Source organism: Kocuria sp. KRD140 (genome assembly GCF_017168375.1).
Classification (GTDB): Bacteria; Actinomycetota; Actinomycetes; order Actinomycetales; family Micrococcaceae; genus Kocuria; species Kocuria marina.
Window position 1 is genome coordinate 21,739 of sequence record NZ_JABFAW010000004.1, and the last position, 17,402, is coordinate 39,140.

Below are 17,402 nucleotides of genomic sequence, written 5' to 3' on the forward strand. Positions count from 1 at the left end.
GGGTGAACGAGATCCGCACGCCCTCACCTGCCGCCCATCCCAGCCCCTGTTCGATCTCCGGGGTGTGCCGGTGCCCGCCGCCGACGCCGTACGGGGACATCCCCCCCATCGTCTCGGCACCGAGCAGGTGAGGTTTCAGGGCCTTGCCCGCGCCCGAGGTCCCGGACGCGGACACGATCACGATGTCCTGGGGAGACACCAGTCCCGCCGCCAGCGCGGGTGCCAGCGCGAGCAGCGATCCCGTGGGGTAGCAGCCAGGGACGGCGATCCGGGTGGCGCCGGGCAGGTTCTCTCGCTGCTTGCGGCCGTTCGGGTCCACGAGCAGCTCGGGCAGCCCGTAGGGCCACGTGCCGGCGTGGTCTGAGCCGTAGAACGCTCCCCACGCTTCGGCGGACTCGAGCCGGTGGTCCGCCCCGGCGTCGATCACGACCGTGCCTGCGGGCAGCTGCTCGGCCAGCGCCGCGGACTGACCGTGGGGCAGGGCCAGGAATACGACGTCGTGGCCCGTGAGGTTCTGCGCGGTGGACTCGACGACGTCCCTGTCCGCGAGCGCGTGCAGGTGCGGCTGGAGCGCCCCGAGCTTCTGCCCGGCGGAGGAGTGGGCCGCCACGGTGGCGATCTCGATGTCCGGGTGCCCGCACAGCAGACGGAGCACCTCTCCCCCTGCGTAGCCGGTGGCGCCTGAGACTGCAGCGGTGTAGGTCATGGGCTCCACCATACCGTATTCCTATGCACTCCATTCAATATTTATGCATAACGCGTTCCAAATCTCTGCGCGGGTGACCGCCCGCCCCGCCGACCGCCCCGACGTGCACTGCCTTGTGCCGGGAGGTGCCGTAGCGCGAGACTGACGGGGACGCCGTCGTGCCCCTCTGCGAGCACGGCACCCCGCTGCGAGGAGGAACTGACAGTGAGCGAGACCACGATGCAGGCGATCGTCGCGCACGAGCCCGGTGGCCCGGAGGTGCTGCGCCCGGCCGAGGTGCCCGTCCCCGAGCCCGGCCCCCGGGAGGTCCTCGTGCGGACCGAGGCCACCGGTGTGAACTTCATCGAGACCTACCAGCGCTCCGGCGTGTACCCCGTGGACTTCCCGTTCACGGCAGGCTCAGAGGGCACCGGCGAGGTCGTGGCTGTGGGCTCAGAGGTCACCACCGTGCGGACCGGTCAGCGCGTGGCAACCTCCGAGGCCACCCGCACGTACGCGCAGTTCTTCACGGTGGAGGAGGACAAGGCGCTACCCGTGCCGGACGGCATGGACCCTCAGACCGCCGGTGCGCTGCCCCTGCAGGGACTCACGGCGCACTACCTGGTGCGGTCCACGTTCCCTGTGCAGCCCGGGCAGACCGCCGTGGTCACGGCGGCCTCCGGCGGTGTGGGCGGGCTGGCCATCCAGCTGCTCAAGCGCATCGGCGCCACCGTGATCGCGCTGACCTCCACTCCGGATAAGGCCGCGACGGCCAAGCGCCTCGGCGCGGACCACGTGCTCGGCTACGAGGGCTTCGCCGAGCGTGTGCGCGAGCTCACGGACGGCCTGGGCGCGGACGTGGTCTATGACTCTGTGGGCCGTACGACCTTCGACGAATCCCTCGCGGCCACCCGCGTGCGCGGGACCACCGTACTCTTCGGGGGCTCCTCCGGCCAGGTGCCCCCGCTGGACCTGCAGCGGCTCAACAGCTCCGGGGCGCTCTACGTGACCCGCCCGTCCCTGGCTTACTACACGCGGGACCGGGACGAGCGCACGTGGCGCTGGGGCGAGCTCATGGAGGCCGTGACCTCCGGGGGCCTCGAGGTCCGGGTGGGCGCCACGTACCCGCTCGACGACGCCGCCACCGCGCACCACGACCTCGAATCCCGCGGCACGCAGGGGAAGCTCCTGCTACTGCCGTGAGATGACACCGCCCCGTGGGTCCGGGAACCCACGGGGCTGTGCACCACCGGCTTGTGCCGGAGCGGAGATCCAGGTGTACTGACCGAGGACGTTGATCAAATGCGAGAACGGCGGCTGGTTCCCGCAGGCCGTGTGCGGACGGTGCTGGTTGTACTGGTGGCGCCAGTCGGACAGTGCGTCGCGGCGTTCTCGCTCGCTGGTGTAGCAACGGGCGTAGGCCACCCGTCGGCCATGGTGCGGTGGAAGCGCTCCACCTTGCCGTTGGTCTGTGGTCGGCACGGCCGCGTCCGCTTCGGGGTGATCGACAAGGCCTCCCAGGTGTCACGCCACAGGTGCGATCGGTAGGCGCCTCCGTTGTCCGACAGCACCCGTTCGATGGTGACGCCGTGTTTGCCGAACCAATGGACGGCTCGGTGCACGACGACGACGGCAGTGACGGCGGTCTCGTCATCGTGGACCTCGGTGTACGCGACGCGGGAGTGGTCGTCGATGACGGTGTGGACGAACACGTAACCGAGCTTCGGGTTGCGCCACTTGGTCTTCGGCTTCCCAGGGGTCGCCGCACGATTGCGTTTTTCTTGGCGTCGGCCGACGTAGCGCCATCCACCGCCGTCGGGGATGTTCCCGAGCTTCTTCACGTCCACGTGCGGCAAGGAGCCGGGCTGGGGGTGCTCGTAGCGCCTGATCGACTCACCAGTGGCGCGGTCGATGTAGGCCGACCGGTTGAGGCGTGCGGTGGTGAGGATGCGGTGCACGCTGGACGCGGCGACGCCGAGGCGGGCTGCGAGCTGAACTGGCCCTTCCCGCATTCGGATTCGCAGGCTGACGCATCGCTTCTTGACAGGCTTCGGCGTCTTGTTCGGCGACGTCCTCGGGCGCGACGACCGGTCGTGCATGGACTCCCCGGCCCGGTAGCGGTCGGCCCACCGCTTCACCGTTGGCCACGACACCTGGAAGCGGGCGGCGACCTCACTGATCGGCCGCCCGTCGACGACGACGAGCCGGGCCACCTTGAGCCGGTGTCGGGGTGTGAGAGCTGCGTTGGCGTGTGACATGGAAGTCCTTGTGCGTGCTCGACAGGAGGGCCGCCAGATGAGCCGACGGCCCTCCTGCCCGTTCTGATTCGTCGTCAGGCGTTGGCCCGTCGCGAAGCGAATACCTCCCTGGCGACGAACGTCGCGTTGAGTGCGCGAGGGAAGCCGGCGTAGACCGAGCTGTGGAGCAGGGCTTCGACGATCTCCTCTTCTGTGAGGCCGACGTTCAGTGCGGCGCCCATGTGGACCCGCAGTTGCGGCTCGCAGCCACCCAGCGCGGTCAAGGCCCCGATAGTGACGAGCTGACGGCTGCGCGGGTCGAGCCCGGGCCGGTCGTAAATGTCACCGAAGGCGAAAGCCGCGACGTGGTGCCCCAGGGCGGGGCTGATGTCAGCGAGGGAATCGATAACGGCTTCGCCCTGGTGGCCGTCGATGCGCGAGAGGACGTCTTGGCCGTGCTGGCGGCGAGCAAGGTTCTCATCGGAGTTGATGTCGTGCTGGGGGTCGTCATGGCTGGGGGCCTTCCTGGTAGGCGGCGAGCTTGTACTCGGTCGCGGCGAGGGCGAGTTGGAGTTGGGTGATCTGGGAACGCAGGGTGTCGCGGTGCTCAAGGAGGAGGTCGAGTCGGTCTGGAATTGTGTCTGCGCCGGCGTTGACGAGGTCGATGTATCGACGCAGGTCGGCGATGGACATGCCTGATGCGCGCATCCGGGTCAGGAAAACGAGGCGCCGTACGGTCGGGGCGTCGAACCGGCGATGCCCCGCGTGGTCCCTAGGGATGACCACCAGGCCGATGCGCTCGTAGTAGCGCAGGGTGTGAGGGCTGACGCCTAAGTGCTCGGCGGCCGCAGCAATGCCCCAGTCCTCTTCGGAATCGGCTCGGGTGAGTTCTCTAAGCGCGTCGACGTTCACGCCACCGGGCGGATCAACGGCGAGTCGCAGGGCATCTGCCAGGGCCCGGTCATTCGTCATGACCTGCACGCTAGGGGTTCGAGCACGCTCAAAGACAAGCCGCGACGTCGATCAACGTGTCCGGTCAGTACACTTTGTTAATGGTCCATCTTCTAAATGGTTGGGCGGCTGGCTTTTTCAGGATCTCGGTGCTGGTTCTGGTCCACACGCACGGGTGGCAGCGATCGTTCCAGCCGGTGACGAAGGCCCGGATCCGCTTGTTCAGCTCGGGCACCGAAACGACGTCGGCCCGATGCTGGGCCTGGCGTTCGATGAGCCCGAACCACGCCTCATGTCGACGACGGACGAATACTGGGCAAATGCGATGTTGGCACATCAACCAAGTTCGACCACGAGGCCGAGTTCGGCGTGAAGCGCATCTGGAACCGAGGGTTCTCCGCCAGCCAGGCTCTTACCTCGGGGGCCTTGTGCGCGGCGTAGTTGTCCATCACCAGGTGCAGATTCCCTGGGGGTAGGCTCGGACAACCTGCTTGAGGAAGGCCAGGAACTCCTGGCGCTGGTGCCCAGGCTTGCACGCCGCGGTGACGTGGCTGGTGGCGATCTCCAGGGCCGCAAACAGGGTGGAGGTCCCGTGTCGGTTGTAGCCGTGGATGCGCGTCGCCGGCCGGGCTGCATCGGCGAACCTGGTGCCGTGCGCTCAAGGGCCTGGATGTGTTGGTTTTCGTCCAGGGATAGCACCACCGCGTTCTCGGGTGGGGCCAGGTAGAAACCGCCCACGTCGACGACCTTGGCCACCAGCTCGGGATCGGTGGAGAACTTGAAGATGCCCGCCCGCCACGGGGCCACCCCATACTCTTGCCGGATATTGGCCACGGTGTTGTGGTCGATACCCAACCGCCCCGCGAGCATGTGCGAGGGCCAGGGGCGACGCTGAACTTCTTCGGCGGCACTCTGAGCGTGGCGGTGACATTCGCGCGGTGGTCGATCCGCCGGGGCCGGCCCGACCGGTCGTGGTCGGCCAGCCCGGCGATATCGGCCTACCCGTAGCAGGCCCGCCAGGCAATCACCGTGTTGCCGGTGGCCCCACCCTTTCGGCGATCTCGGTGTTGGAGACACCCTGGACGGTCAGCAGCACGATGCGCGCCCGCTGGGCCAGACCCCCGCACAAAGGTGGGGTGCACCAACCGGGTCAGCTTTTCGCCGCCGCCATCCCCCGTTGGCAGCGGGGCCGCAGGATGGTTTGCCATATCCCAGAATCCCACCCCCCCCACGCGCTCAGGCAGTTCGAAGATGGGCTACCAACAAGCGAAGACTGTCAGAGTCTGGTGGATCGTTGATGGTTTATGTTAGTTTGATCCGCAACACTATGTTCGAAAATGTTCGGTCTGGATCGATTCACTTTACAGGGCAAGGAGACTCGCATGGAGCTCTCAAGACGCACCGTCCTTAGGGGAGGTCTCGGTGTGGGTGCCAGCCTGGCGCTCGGCGCCTGCGGCCGCACCTCACCCGACGCTGCGGCTGGCGAGCCTGTACGCCTGACCTACTGGTCTTGGCTGAAGGGTCTCGACAAGGTCACCGATATCTGGAACGCCAAGAATCCTCACGTCCAGGTGGAGACCGTGTGGATCAAGAGCGGCAACCAGGGCGGCTACCAAAAGCTGTTTTCCGCGCTTGCCTCCGGCGGCGGTCCCGACCTCGCACATGTCGAGCTCCGGCAGGCATCGGCCTTCATGATGGTGGACGGCCTAGTCGATATGACCCAGTACGGCGCCGACGCCGTGACCGATCGATTCGAGGCTTCAGTTCTCAACCAAGTGACGTTCAACGGCGGCGTGTACGGGCTGCCGCAGGACTCCGGGCCCACCGCGTTTTTCTACCGGACCGACGTCATGGAGGCAATCGGCGCCGAGCCGCCCGCGACGTGGGAAGACTGGGCGGCCGTGGCCCGCGAGTACCGCGCCGCCGACCGATACCTAGAGTGCTTCCCCATCGCGGACGGTGGCTACTTCTGTGCCTACGCCATGCAGGCCGGTGCCAACTGGTTCCAAATCGATGGCGACTCGTGGGTCATCGACATGACAGACGACGCGACGCTTGAAGTCGCCGCTTTCTTCGACCGGGCCATTGACGAGAACCTCGTCAACGTCTCGATCAGCCCGTTCTCCCCCGGCTGGTTCGCCGCAGCCGGGACCGGACAGCTCGGGGCCATCACCTCCGCGTCCTGGGCCGACGAGCTCATCAAGGGCGTCGGCGGCACGGAGGGATTGTGGCGGGTAGCCCCGATGCCCCGCTGGACCGGCGGTTTCGGCTCCGCGCAGCTGGGCGGCTCGACGGTTGCGACGATGTCGAGCTCCCGGCATCCGCAGGAGGCGACCGACTTCGCCATGTGGATGACCACTGACCCGGAGGCGATCGACGCCCAGATCCTCCACTGCGGCATCGGCTGGTCGCCCGTCTCTGACTACATCGGCACCCCGAGGCTTCAGCAGTCGGAGTTCTTCGGTGGACAGAACTACAACACCGAGGTCTTCGTGCCGGCGGCCCAGCAGCAGAACCCGAACTGGAGCTGGGCCCCCACGGCCCAGCAGGTCTTCAACGTCCTGTCCGACGGGTTCCGGTCAAAGCTCACCGACGGCGTGCCGCTGGTCGACTCCTGCCGCGCCGCGCAGGACGCGGCCGTGCGGATGCTCAAGAACAAGGGTCTGAATGTGAGGACGGCATGAACACACAACGTCGGGCACCGTGGATCCTCATCGGCCCCTTCCTGCTCCTCTTCCTCCTGACGTTCGTCGCACCCATCGCCTACGCGGTGGTCCAGAGCTTCACGAGGGTGGATCGCGCAGGGCTCTTCGGCGAGCAGGGCACGAGCACCGTCTTCGCCGGTCTGTCCAACTACGTCCAGGCTTTCGCGGGCACCGAATTCCTCGCATCGATCGGTCGGATGCTCCTCTTCGGTGTCGTACAGGTGACGATGATGATCCTCGCGGCGACCGTGCTGGCCTTGCTGCTGGAGTCCACCTCGGCGCGGTGGCCCCAGTTCTTCCGGGCGGCGTACTTCATGCCCTACGGCGTGCCCGGGGTGATCGCGTCAGTACTCTGGTCCTTCCTCTACGTTCCGGGTCTCAGCCCGTTCATTGACGTCGCCGCCCTCGTCGGCATCGAACTCGACTTCCTCGGGCCGAACGTCGTCCTGTGGTCCATCGCGAACATCGTCACCTGGGCCTACACGGGTTATAACATGCTCATCATCATCGCCCAGCTCAAGGCCATCCCCGATGAGATCTACGAGGCCGCGCGCGTCGACGGCGCGGGCCCGTGGCGCATCGCCCGGGCGATCCAGGTTCCCCTCATTCGACCGGCGCTGATGCTGACCACCATCTTCTCCATCATCGGCACCCTCCAGCTCTTCGCCGAACCGCAGATCCTACAGACCGTTTCTCCGGCGGTCGGCAGCGAGTACACCCCCAACCTCGCCGCCTACAACTCGGCCTTCAACTACAACGACTACAACGTCGCCGCCGCCCAGGCCGTGACGATCGCGGTCGCAGCGTTCGTGCTGTCCTATGCCTTCCTGTACTTCAGCAACCGTAGGAGCAATGATGACTGACCTCTCGGCCACTACCACTGGCGCACCGGTCACCGGCCGCGACCGGGCCAACGTCTCCGGCGCCCCTCGCGCCAGGCGCCGCGGGGCAGGCCGCGGCGCCGCCTCGACCATCGTCGTCACCGGCCTTCTCACGGTCGTCGCCCTCTATTTCCTCGTGCCCGTCTACTGGGTCGTGGTCGCGGCGACGAAGAGCACCGAGGATCTCTTCGCCACGCACGGATTCCTGCTCGCGCCGACCTTCAACCTGTGGGGAAACCTCGCCCAGGTTCTCACCTACGACGGTGGGATCTTCGTGCGGTGGTTCACCAATAGCCTGCTCTATGCAGGAGTCGGCGGACTCATCGCCACCTACTTCGCAGCCGCCGGCGGCTACGCCCTGGCGAAGTACCGCTTCCGCGGACGCGAGGCGATCTTCGGACTCATCCTCGGTGGGGTCCTCGTGCCCGGCACCGCGACGGCCTTGCCGCTGTTCCTGCTCTTCAGCGAGCTCGGCCTCGCCAACACGTACTGGAGCGTCCTGCTGCCCTCCCTCGTCTCGCCGTTCGGCATCTTCCTGTGCCGGATCTTCGCCCAATCCACCGTTCCGGACTCGCTCATGGAGGCGGCCCGCCTCGACGGGGCAGGAGAGATGCGCATCTTCCACACCATCGGCCTGCGGACCATGGTCCCGGCCATGGTCACGGTGTTCCTCTTCCAGCTCGTCGGCATCTGGAACAACTACTTCCTGCCCCTGGTGATGCTCTCCGACGACGAGCTTTACCCGATCACCCTTGGCCTGAGCAACTGGAACAGCCAGACTCAGCGACTCCCGGAGTTCTACGAGCTCACCACCGGCGGGGTGCTGCTCTCGATCATCCCGCTGCTCGTCGCGATGATCGTCCTCCAGCGCTTCTGGCGCGGCGGCATGACGGCCGGCGCCGTCAAGGAGTAGTGAATCCGTCCCCCGTCGTCGCCCATCCCAGAACGCACGCGCGCCCACCGCCCTGAGAAGGAACAGAGACCCATGCCTGCCCCGACCTACCTCACCGACCACTCCCCGGGCCACGGCGCGCTCTCTCCGCGCTCCCGGCTCGACTCGGACGCCCCCGTGCTCGACCTCACCGGAACATGGCGCTTCCGGCTCTCGCCCGTCGCCGACCCGGGAACTGAGCCTTGGGAGGGCGACGACGCCGCCTGGGACACTATCGCGGTACCCGGCCACTGGGTCCTCCAGGGCGACGGCGGGTACGGCCGCCCGATCTACACCAACGTCAACTACCCCTTCCCCATCGACCCACCGTTCGTGCCCGACGAGAACCCGACCGGAGACTACCGGCGCACCTTTACGCTCCCGGGCGACGGCGCCTGGTCGGGCGCTGAACGGATCCTGCTGCGCCTGGACGGGGTGGAGTCGGCGTACCGACTGTGGGTCAACGGCACAGAGGTCGGCGTGGGCAAGGGCAGCCGTCTCGTCCACGAGTTCGACATCACCGCTCATCTACAACCGGGCGAGAACCAGCTCGCCGTCCGGGTCCACCAGTGGTCCGACGCCTCCTACCTGGAGGACCAGGACCAGTGGTGGTTGCCCGGGATCTTCCGCGACGTCATGCTCCTCGCCCGCCCCGCCGGGGGGATCGACGATGTCTGGGTGCGTGCCGACTACGATCATGTGACGGGCCACGGCGCGTTGGACCTTGAGCTCGCCGCCGCACCCGAGGCGTTCCCTGTCGCTGTCACCGTCCCCGACCTCGGGATTGAGCACCGGTGGGACGGCCCGGCCGACGTCGCCCCGATCCCCGTCGGTGACGTGGAGCCCTGGAGCGCCGAGGTACCCCGCCGCTACGAAGTCGTCCTCGCCGCCCGTGGGGAGACGGTCACCGTACGCACCGGCTTCCGGACTGTGCGCATCGTCGGCGACCAGTTCCTGGTCAACGGCCGCCAGGTGATCTTTCGCGGTGTCAACCGCCACGAGATTGAGGCCACGAGGGGTCGGGTCTTCGACCCGGAGCACGCCCGGGCCGACCTGGAGTTGATGAAGCGGTACAACGTCAACGCGATCCGCACGAGCCACTACCCGCCGCACCCGGGCGTGCTCGATCTCGCCGACGAGCTCGGCTTCTGGGTGATGGACGAGTGTGACCTCGAGACCCACGGCTTCGAGGAGGTCGGCTGGCGGGAGAACCCCAGCGACGACCCTCGCTGGCGCCACGCCTACCTCGACCGGATCGCCCGCACCGTCGAGCGGGACAAGAATCACCCCAGCATCGTCATGTGGTCGCTGGGGAACGAGGCCGGCACCGGGCAGAACCTCGCCGCCATGTCTGCCTGGGTGCACCGCCGCGACCCGGGCCGCCCCGTGCACTACGAGGGCGACCAGACCGGGGAGTACACCGACGTCTACTCGCGCATGTACCCCGCCCTGGAGGAGATCGACGCCATCGGTGGGGAGCACGGGCGGCTCATGGCGTGCAGTCCCGCGCAGGGGGCGCGGCTGCGACGTCGTCCCTTCGTCATGTGCGAGTACATCCACGCCATGGGCAACGGGCCGGGCGCGATCGCTGAGTACGACGAGCGCATCCGCGCCTACCCCCGCGTCCACGGCGGATTCGTGTGGGAGTGGCGCGACCACGGCCTGCTGACCACCACCGGGAACGGCACCCCGTTCTACGCCTACGGCGGCGACTTCGGGGAGGTCATCCACGACGGCAACTTCATCACCGACGGGATGATCCTCTCCGACGGCACGCCCTCCCCCGGTCTGGCCGAGTACGCCGCCGTCGTCGCCCCTGTCCGTCTCACGCTGACGGGCGACGCGGACGCCGTCCTCGTGACGAACGACCGGCACACTGCAGACACCACCGACCTCACCTTCCGGTGGGCGGTCGAGGTCGACGGCGAGACAATGGCCTCAGACAACCTCGACGTCCCGCCGGTATCAGCGGGCTCCACCGCACACATCGTCCTGCCCGGCCCGGTCAGGACGGCACTTTCCCGGGTGGGCGGCCAGGGAAGCGAGGTCTGGCTGCGGCTCGTCGCAGCGCTGGCCCGCCCCGCGGCGTGGGGGCCGGCCGGACACGTGATCAGTGCTTGTCAGGTCGATCTCACCGCTTCCCGGTTCACGTGGCGTTCGCCCCGCCCGGCGGCACCGCCCGCCACGGGCAGCACCGCACCCCGGCAGGCCGGCGGGGAGATCACTCTCGGCCCAGCCCGCTTCGACGCGCGCACCGGGCGGCTCACCCGGCTCGGCGGGATGGCGGTCGACGGGCCGACGCCCGAGCTGTGGCGGGCGCCGACCGACAACGACCGCGGCTCGGGTCAGGGCAGCCTCGAGGAGGCCTCGCCCGAGGAGACCGGCGGCCTCGGCGTGCCCGGACCGTCCTCCGCCGAGCGCTGGACGCGGCGCGGTTTGGATCGGCTGGTCCACCGAACCCACGAGGTCCAGGTCCTCGACGACCGACTCATCGTGCGCATCCGCAGCGGCGCCGCCGCAACATCCATGGGCATCGAGACGAACCTGACGTACCTGGCGGACGGCGACGTGCTCGTCATGCGTGTCGACATCGCCCCGCGTGGACCCTGGGAAGGGACCTGGCCCCGGGTCGGCGTGCGACTGGGCCTGCCCGGGACCCTCGACCACGCCCGGTGGTTCGGCCCTGGGCCCGAGGAGTCCTACGCCGACGTGGCCGTGGCGGCACTCGTCGCCGTGCACGAGCGCACCATCGACAAGCTCGCAGTGCGCTACGCCCGGCCGCAGGAGACGGGACACCGCCCCAACGTACGCTGGTTGCACCTGTCCGGCGGCGAGGGGCCCAACCTTGAGCTGCAGTCCTTTAACCAACTCGGCGGCGGGCAGGTCGGACGCCCTGGGTTCACAGCCTCCCGGCACACCGCCCAGGAACTGGCAGCCGCCGCCCACCCGCACGAGCTGCCCCTGAGCGAACGCGTCCACCTCTACCTCGACGCCGCCCAGCACGGCATCGGCTCGCGGGCCTGCGGACCGGACGTGCTCCCACAGCACCAGCTGTGGCCCGCGACGCACTCCTTCGTCGTCGGACTGCGTGTGCGATAGGCAACTTACTCCGACTCGAGCAGGAGGAGACCGGAATGCGTGGTCTCGTCTCTGTCAGCACAGGGCAGGTGGGATGCCCGGCGAATCGGCCGAGTAGGACGGAAGCACACCGTGTGCACACGCGGCATGGATCACGTTGCGGTTGCTGGGTCAGGATCCACGCCCCGCAGCCTTCAAGCGCGGCGAGGATCCCACTCGGCACCTATTCTGTCTTCGGTCGGACCAGGACACTAGAAAGCCTCCAGCGCCCAGGACAGTGAGTGCTCAACCCCGGGGTCGAGGACGACCAAGTCTTCGCCGGAGTTGAAAGCGTCTGGCGGGCAGTCCATCGGTTCGACAGCCAAACCGCCACGTGGGTTGTCCCGGAGGTGGTCCCCGGTGTAGATCTGCACCCACTTGGCGCGAGGGTCCCAGCTGAGCAGTGCTCCGTGACCGTCGCACGCCGTGAGGCGGGCGATACATCTTCCGCGCGACGAGACGGCCACGCCAGTAAAGGCATTGTCGATGGGCATCTGTTCGATGCCGCGCCCGGAGCGGAAGTCGAAAGGCCCTTCGGCGGTGGGGGTAAGCGCCGTCGGGAGCATACGCTGAGAAGAGACGCTCAAGTAATGATCCGCTTCCAGTTCGAGCGTCCAATCATTGACGCACCCAGACCCAGCCACCAGGTATGGGTGTGGACAAGAACCATATGGTGCTGCCGTCTGCCCCTCATTAACGCCGCGAATCTCGGCGTGCAAGCCGTCCCGACTTACCATGTATCGGGCTTCCACCCGTACGGAAAAGGGATACCCTGCGTCCGAGCCCAGTCGCAAAGCGAGTACAACTTCACTCTTACTGTTGGACAAGACCTCCCAGTCCCGGAAGACCCCGAGTCCGTGCAACGCTGTCCCTTTTTCGGGCTCATTGACAGGAACCTGATAATGCCGACCGCCGAACCGGTACTGGCCGTCAGCCAATCTGTTCGGCCAGGGGGCACACACGACGCCTCTGTAGTCTACATTGGCGACGCCCGGAGTATGGGCGACTATGAGAGGTCTGCCTTCGTACTCGAGCGAACAAAGCGTAGCTGAAAAGGTGTCGACAACCGCCGTGTAGCCGCCAGCAACCAGCATGAACGATGTCATGAGTCTCTCCTAGAATCTGTTAGGCACCGCTAATAGCATTGAATTAGAAGCCAAAGGAGCTACATGTCTAGCCGCATCGTTCGACTTAATGAGGAAAAAGCTGAAACGTCAACGTTCAGACTGGTTCCTGAGAAGAATAATGTCTGAGCATTCCCGCCATTGACCGCAAAAAATGAGGGACGATCTTCCACCGCAGACACCGCCGATGCCTGCAAGACTGCCCAGGGATTCAACCGCATGGCCAGGTTTCTTCAGGCCTCCAACCATTACGATGACGCGCAGAGTAAACGCGGAGAGGATCATCAATGCAGCCGTTGACCTGATGAGGTCTGGCAACGCGCCAACGGGCAGAAGTGCAGATCGGTCCTGTGGGAAGTGCAGGACGGTGGCTTCGCAGAGTTCGGACTGTCATAGGCAATGTGGGCGATCTACCGGTGCGCGGCGCGGGCGCCGGCGACCATGTTCTCGAGCGTGTGGCGCATCCTCCAGTCGAGGTCGCGGGCGGCCAGTGTTCCGTCGGCGACGATCCGGGCCGGGTCGCCGGGGCGGCGGTCGCACAACTCGGGCGTGAAGTCGATGCCGGTGATGCGGGCGGTGGTCTCCATGATCTCCCGCACGGAGACACCCGTCCCGGAGCCGAGGTTGTAGACCGGCTCCAGGGTGCGGCCGACTCGAGAGCCCGGCCCGCGGCCACGTGTGCTGCGGCGAGATCGCCGACGTGGACGTAGTTGCGGACGCAGGTGCCGTCTGGGGTGTCGTAGTCCGTGGCGAAGATCTTCGGTCGGCGGCCCTCGGCCAGTGCGGTCAGGACGAGGGGGAAGAGGTTGTGGGGACTGGTGTCGTGGAGCTCCAGCGTCCCGGAACTGACTACGTTGAAGTACCGCAGCGAGGTGTGACGCAACCCCCGGGCCCGTCTCTGGTCACGGATCAGCCACTCCCCGATGAGCTTGCTCTCCCCGCAGGGCGACTCCGGGAGAGTGGGAGTGCCCTCCGTGACGAGGCCGGCCCGGGGCCTGCCGTACACGGCGGCCGACGAGGAGAAGACCATGTTCCGCACCCCGACCCTCTCCATGGCGGTGAGCAGGTGAGCGGTCCCCGTGACGTTCTGCTCGTAGATCAGCAACGGGTTCCTGACGGACTCCCCGGCATACTTGTACCCGGCCAGGTGCACGACACCGCTGACGTCGTGGTCGCGAAGCGCTTGCGTCACGGTGCCGGTGTCCAGGACGTCGGCGTGGACGAACGGGATCGGGCCGGGCACGAACGCGCGGTGGCCGCTGACGAGCGAGTCGAGGGCCACGACGGCGATGCCGGCGTCGTCGAACGCCCTGAGGACGTGGGACCCGATGTACCGGCGCCGCCGGTCACCAACCAGATCACAGCCGCTGCGCGCCGTCCGCCGGGAGGACCGTGAAGATGTCGGGGGTCTTCAGGCTGCCGAAGCCGCGCAGGACGGCGTTGCGGACCTGCTCCTCCCGGTCCGCGGGGACGAGGGCGATGGCGGAGCCGCCGAAGCCTCCCCCGGTCATCCGGGCCCCGAGTGCTCCGGCGGCCAGGGCCGTGTCGACGGCGAGGTTCAGCTCGGGGCAGGAGACCTCGTAGTCCTCGCGCAGGGAGGCGTGGGAGGCCGTGAGCAGGCCCCCGACCCCGGCCACGTCGCCGTCGCGCAGGAGCTGTACCGCCTGCAGGACCCGGCGGTTCTCGGAGAGCACGTGCCGCACCCGACGGGCCACTTCCTGGTCCAGGGCGGCCAGGTCGGCGTCGGCGGGGATGTCGCGCAGGGAGGCCACCCCGAGGGCGGCGGCGGCGCGCTCACAGGCGGTACGGCGGGCGGCGTAGCCGCCATCGGCGTGGGAGTGGGCGACCTTCGTGTCGATCACCAGGACTCGCAGCCCGTGCTCGGCCACCGGCAGGGGCACGAGCTCGGACTCCAGGGAGCGGCAGTCCAGGAACAGGGCGGAGCCGGCCCGGCCCATCAGCGAGGCCGACTGGTCCATGATCCCGGTGGGCGCGCCGACGAACTCGTTCTCGGCCCGCTGGGTCAGCCGCGCCATGGCCGGGGCGTCGAGGCCCAGGCCCAGCAGGTCGTTGAGCGCCACGATCGTGGCGACCTCCACCGCGTGGGAGGAGGACAGCCCCGCCCCGACCGGCACGGTGGAGTCCAGCAGCAGCTCGAAGCCGGGGACTTCCACCCCGTCCAGGGTGCCCAGGGCGTGCACCACCCCGGCGGGGTAGGCGCCCCAGTCACCGACGGCGCCTGGTGTGAGCCCGGGGACCGTGAACCGTGCGCGGGAGAGCCGCTCCCCCTCGGGGGCGTAGGTGGAGGCCAACTCCACCGTCTCGTGATCAGGCTCCGCGGCCCGGCGCAGCCGCACGGCGACCATCGCCGTGCGGTCGATGGCGAAGGGGAGCACGAACCCGTCGTTGTAGTCGGTGTGCTCCCCGATGAGGTTCACCCTCCCGGGGGCCCGCCACACCCCGTCCGGGGCGTGGCCGTACACCTCGGTGAAGCGGCGGGCGTGCTCCTCGGCCCGGATGTGTTCGTGGTGATCGATCTGCTCATCGGTCATCGTGCGGTCCCCCTCAGGCGTGCGGCGGTCTGTTCGGCGGTGACGTCGTTGATGAACGCGCCCATGGCGGCCTCGGAACCGGCGAGGAACTTCAGTTTGTCCTCGGCCCGGCGCGGGCTGGTCAGCTGCAGGTGCAGCCACCCGGCCTCGCGGTCGGCCGCGTTCACGGGGGTCTGGTGCCAGGCGGCGATGTAGGGGGTCGGCGTGTCGTAGAGCCGGTCCACCCGTTGCACCAGATCGCGGTAGAGGACCGTCAGCTCATCGCGCTCGGCCCCGGTGAGGGCAGCCAGGTCCGGGACCTGGCGGTGCGGGACCAGATGGATCTCCAGGGGCCAGCGCGCGGCGTAGGGGACGTAGGCGGAGAAGTGCTCGCCCTCGATCACCATGCGGTCCCCCGCCGCGGCCTCGTCGGCGAGGATCTCGCCCATCAGGGCCCGGCCCGTGGCGGCCAGGTGCGCGCGGGAGCGGGCGGCCAGCCGGGCGGCATGCGGAGCCGGATAGGGATAGGCGTAGATCTGCCCGTGCGGGTGGTGCAGGGTCACCCCGATCTGCTCCCCACGGTTCTCGAAGGGGAAGACCTGGCGGATCCCGACCATTGCCGAGAGCGCCTCGGTGCGCTGGGCCCAGGCCTCCACCACGGTGCGCGCCCGTTCGAAGGGCAGGGACGCGAAGGAGCCCTGGTGCTCGGGTGTGAAAACCACCACCTCGCACCGCCCCACGGCCGGGGACGGGACACCCCACAGGGACCGCTCCCCCGCGTCCTGCGGGTCCGGCAGCACCCCCAGCTGCGGACCCAGGGAGGGGAAGCGGTTCTCGAAGACGACGACGTCGAAGTCCTCGGTGGGGATCTCGGATTCCCGCCCGCCCGTGCTCGGGCACAGCGGGCACTGGTCGACCGGGGGCAGGTAGGTGCGGGTCTGGCGGTGGGCGGCCACGGCCACCCACTCCCCGGTCAGGCGGTCGAAGCGCACCTCGCCGTGCCCGGAGCGGGCATCCAGGGGCCGGCGGTCGGTAACCTGCTCCACCGGCGGGGTGCCGCGGTCGGAGAAGAATACGGCCTCCCGGCCGTCGGCGAGGTGGTGGGTGCGGTGCGCGATCAGCGGTGCGGTGGCGCGCTCGGCGGGGGCGGGAGAGGTCATCGGACGGGCTCCAGTCGCAGATCGGGAACATATTGGCTCAGGATTTCGCGGGCCGCGGGGTCGACACCGTCGTCCATCACGACGGTGTCGACCCCGTCCAGGTCGGCGATGCGGTAGAGGCCGACCAGGCCCCACTTGGTGGAGTCGGCCAGCACCACGCTGCGGTCGCAGCGCTGCAGGAAGAGGCGGTTGATCTCGGCCTCCATCATGTTGGGGGTGGTCAGCCCCTCCCGCTCGCTGATCCCGTGGACGCCCATGAAGCACACGTCCACATGCATCGTGAGCAGTGCGGTCGTGGCCAGCGGACCCACCAGCGCGTCGGAGGGGGTCCGTACGCCGCCCAGCAGCACCACGGTCTGCCCCGTGGCCGGCGCGTCCTGGAGCGCATCGGCGATACGCGGAGAGTTGGTCACCACCGTGATCTCGGGAATCCGGCGCAGGGCACGGGCCAGGGCGTAGGTCGTGGTCCCCGAGTTCAGCGAGACTGACATCCCCGGCTCCACCATCGACTCCGCGGCCGCCGCGATCGCCGCCTTCTCTGGCAGCTGCAGCTCGGACTTGTGCATAAAGCCGGGCTCGACGGCGGAGGACCCCGCGGGCAGCTTGGCCCCGCCGTGGACCTTCTGCAGTTCGCCGTCACGGGCCAGCCGGTCCAGGTCGCGGCGCACCGTCATGTCGGACACGCTCAGTTCGGCGGCTAGGTCGGCCACCCGCACGGCACCGGCCGCACGCACCCGGTCGAGGATCTTCCGCCGTCGGCGGTCGGGAAGCATCTCGGACATGAGTCCTCCTGGATCGGGGACGGCGCGGAGAGGCGCGTCGTGGTGGCAAACCCCACCATTCAAACAATTTTGTGTTTATTTTAACATACTTGATGTTCGTCCATGTTGCTTCTAATATGGCGTGAACCACACAAGAACAATCTGTCCGGAGCCGACGTGACCGTTGCGACCCTGAAGCCAACGACCGTTTCCGACCCGACCGGGCCGTTTCGGTTGCACCTAGTCAGGGAGAACGTGTCTGCCCTCGGCCAACTCTCGAAAAGTCAGGTGCCCTCCATGGTGCACCGGGGAACGTCGC

General features: G+C 68.0%; 12 protein-coding genes and 2 pseudogenes. 5 read left to right on the top strand and 9 right to left on the bottom strand.

Features of this window, described 5'->3' with window-relative positions:
- Positions 1-706 (bottom strand): Asd/ArgC dimerization domain-containing protein (locus J1M36_RS04285; RefSeq protein ID WP_206478737.1); only part of this gene is annotated, 706 nt, incomplete at its 3' end.
- Between the two features lie 219 nt (positions 707-925).
- Here J1M36_RS04285 and J1M36_RS04290 point away from each other — a divergent pair.
- On the top strand, positions 926-1,888 hold the full coding sequence (locus J1M36_RS04290; protein WP_064845982.1) for a quinone oxidoreductase: 963 nt from the start codon (positions 926-928) through the stop codon (positions 1,886-1,888).
- Here the strand turns inward: J1M36_RS04290 and J1M36_RS04295 are convergent.
- The 3 genes and pseudogenes from J1M36_RS04295 to J1M36_RS04305 form a co-directional block, all read right to left on the bottom strand.
- Positions 1,877-2,943 (bottom strand): annotated as a pseudogene (locus J1M36_RS04295) (IS481 family transposase). The gene J1M36_RS04290 and the pseudogene J1M36_RS04295 overlap by 12 nt on opposite strands.
- A 74-nt stretch (positions 2,944-3,017) precedes the next feature.
- Positions 3,018-3,533 carry a carboxymuconolactone decarboxylase family protein gene (locus tag J1M36_RS04300; protein ID WP_156523385.1) on the bottom strand — a complete coding sequence of 172 codons (516 nt, stop codon included), beginning with the start codon at positions 3,531-3,533 and terminating at the stop codon, positions 3,018-3,020.
- The gene (locus tag J1M36_RS04305; RefSeq protein ID WP_064845984.1) at positions 3,430-3,894 is read right to left on the bottom strand and encodes a MerR family transcriptional regulator; all 465 of its coding nucleotides are present in this window, start codon (positions 3,892-3,894) and stop codon (positions 3,430-3,432) included. Before J1M36_RS04305 ends, J1M36_RS04300 begins: the two co-directional genes overlap by 104 nt.
- A 1,316-nt stretch (positions 3,895-5,210) precedes the next feature.
- Here J1M36_RS04305 and J1M36_RS04315 point away from each other — a divergent pair.
- The 4 genes from J1M36_RS04315 (at position 5,211) to J1M36_RS04330 (ending at position 11,489) form a co-directional block, all read left to right on the top strand.
- Positions 5,211-6,557: a substrate-binding domain-containing protein gene (locus tag J1M36_RS04315; RefSeq protein ID WP_241246856.1), complete on the top strand. Its 1,347-nt coding sequence runs from the start codon at positions 5,211-5,213 to the stop codon at positions 6,555-6,557.
- Positions 6,554-7,441 (top strand): carbohydrate ABC transporter permease, encoded by an 888-nt coding sequence (locus J1M36_RS04320; protein ID WP_064845930.1) that lies wholly within the window; start codon positions 6,554-6,556, stop codon positions 7,439-7,441. The genes J1M36_RS04315 and J1M36_RS04320 overlap by 4 nt, the downstream gene beginning before the upstream one ends.
- Entirely contained in the window at positions 7,434-8,372 is a 939-nt protein-coding gene (locus J1M36_RS04325) for a carbohydrate ABC transporter permease (protein WP_206478829.1), read from the top strand. The genes J1M36_RS04320 and J1M36_RS04325 overlap by 8 nt, the downstream gene beginning before the upstream one ends.
- 72 nt (positions 8,373-8,444) lie before the next feature.
- Positions 8,445-11,489: a glycoside hydrolase family 2 TIM barrel-domain containing protein gene (locus J1M36_RS04330; protein WP_064845932.1), complete on the top strand. Its 3,045-nt coding sequence runs from the start codon at positions 8,445-8,447 to the stop codon at positions 11,487-11,489.
- A 230-nt stretch (positions 11,490-11,719) separates the two neighbouring features.
- On the opposite strand, the gene J1M36_RS04335 is transcribed toward J1M36_RS04330, so the two are convergent.
- The 5 genes and pseudogenes from J1M36_RS04335 to J1M36_RS04355 form a co-directional block, all read right to left on the bottom strand.
- Positions 11,720-12,613 carry an aldose 1-epimerase family protein gene (locus J1M36_RS04335; RefSeq protein ID WP_064845933.1) on the bottom strand — a complete coding sequence of 298 codons (894 nt, stop codon included), beginning with the start codon at positions 12,611-12,613 and terminating at the stop codon, positions 11,720-11,722.
- A 428-nt stretch (positions 12,614-13,041) separates the two neighbouring features.
- A pseudogene (gene galE, locus J1M36_RS04340) lies at positions 13,042-13,993 on the bottom strand (UDP-glucose 4-epimerase GalE).
- The gene (gene galK / locus J1M36_RS04345; RefSeq protein ID WP_039102264.1) at positions 13,990-15,183 is read right to left on the bottom strand and encodes a galactokinase; all 1,194 of its coding nucleotides are present in this window, start codon (positions 15,181-15,183) and stop codon (positions 13,990-13,992) included. The pseudogene galE and the gene galK overlap by 4 nt, the downstream one beginning before the upstream one ends.
- Positions 15,180-16,322, bottom strand: a complete 1,143-nt coding sequence (galT, locus tag J1M36_RS04350) for a galactose-1-phosphate uridylyltransferase (RefSeq protein WP_064845934.1) — start codon at positions 16,320-16,322, stop codon at positions 15,180-15,182. The genes galK and galT overlap by 4 nt, the downstream gene beginning before the upstream one ends.
- Positions 16,319-17,104, bottom strand: a complete 786-nt coding sequence (locus J1M36_RS04355) for a DeoR/GlpR family DNA-binding transcription regulator (protein WP_052239393.1) — start codon at positions 17,102-17,104, stop codon at positions 16,319-16,321. The genes galT and J1M36_RS04355 overlap by 4 nt, the downstream gene beginning before the upstream one ends.
- Between the last annotated feature and the right edge of the window lie 298 nt (positions 17,105-17,402).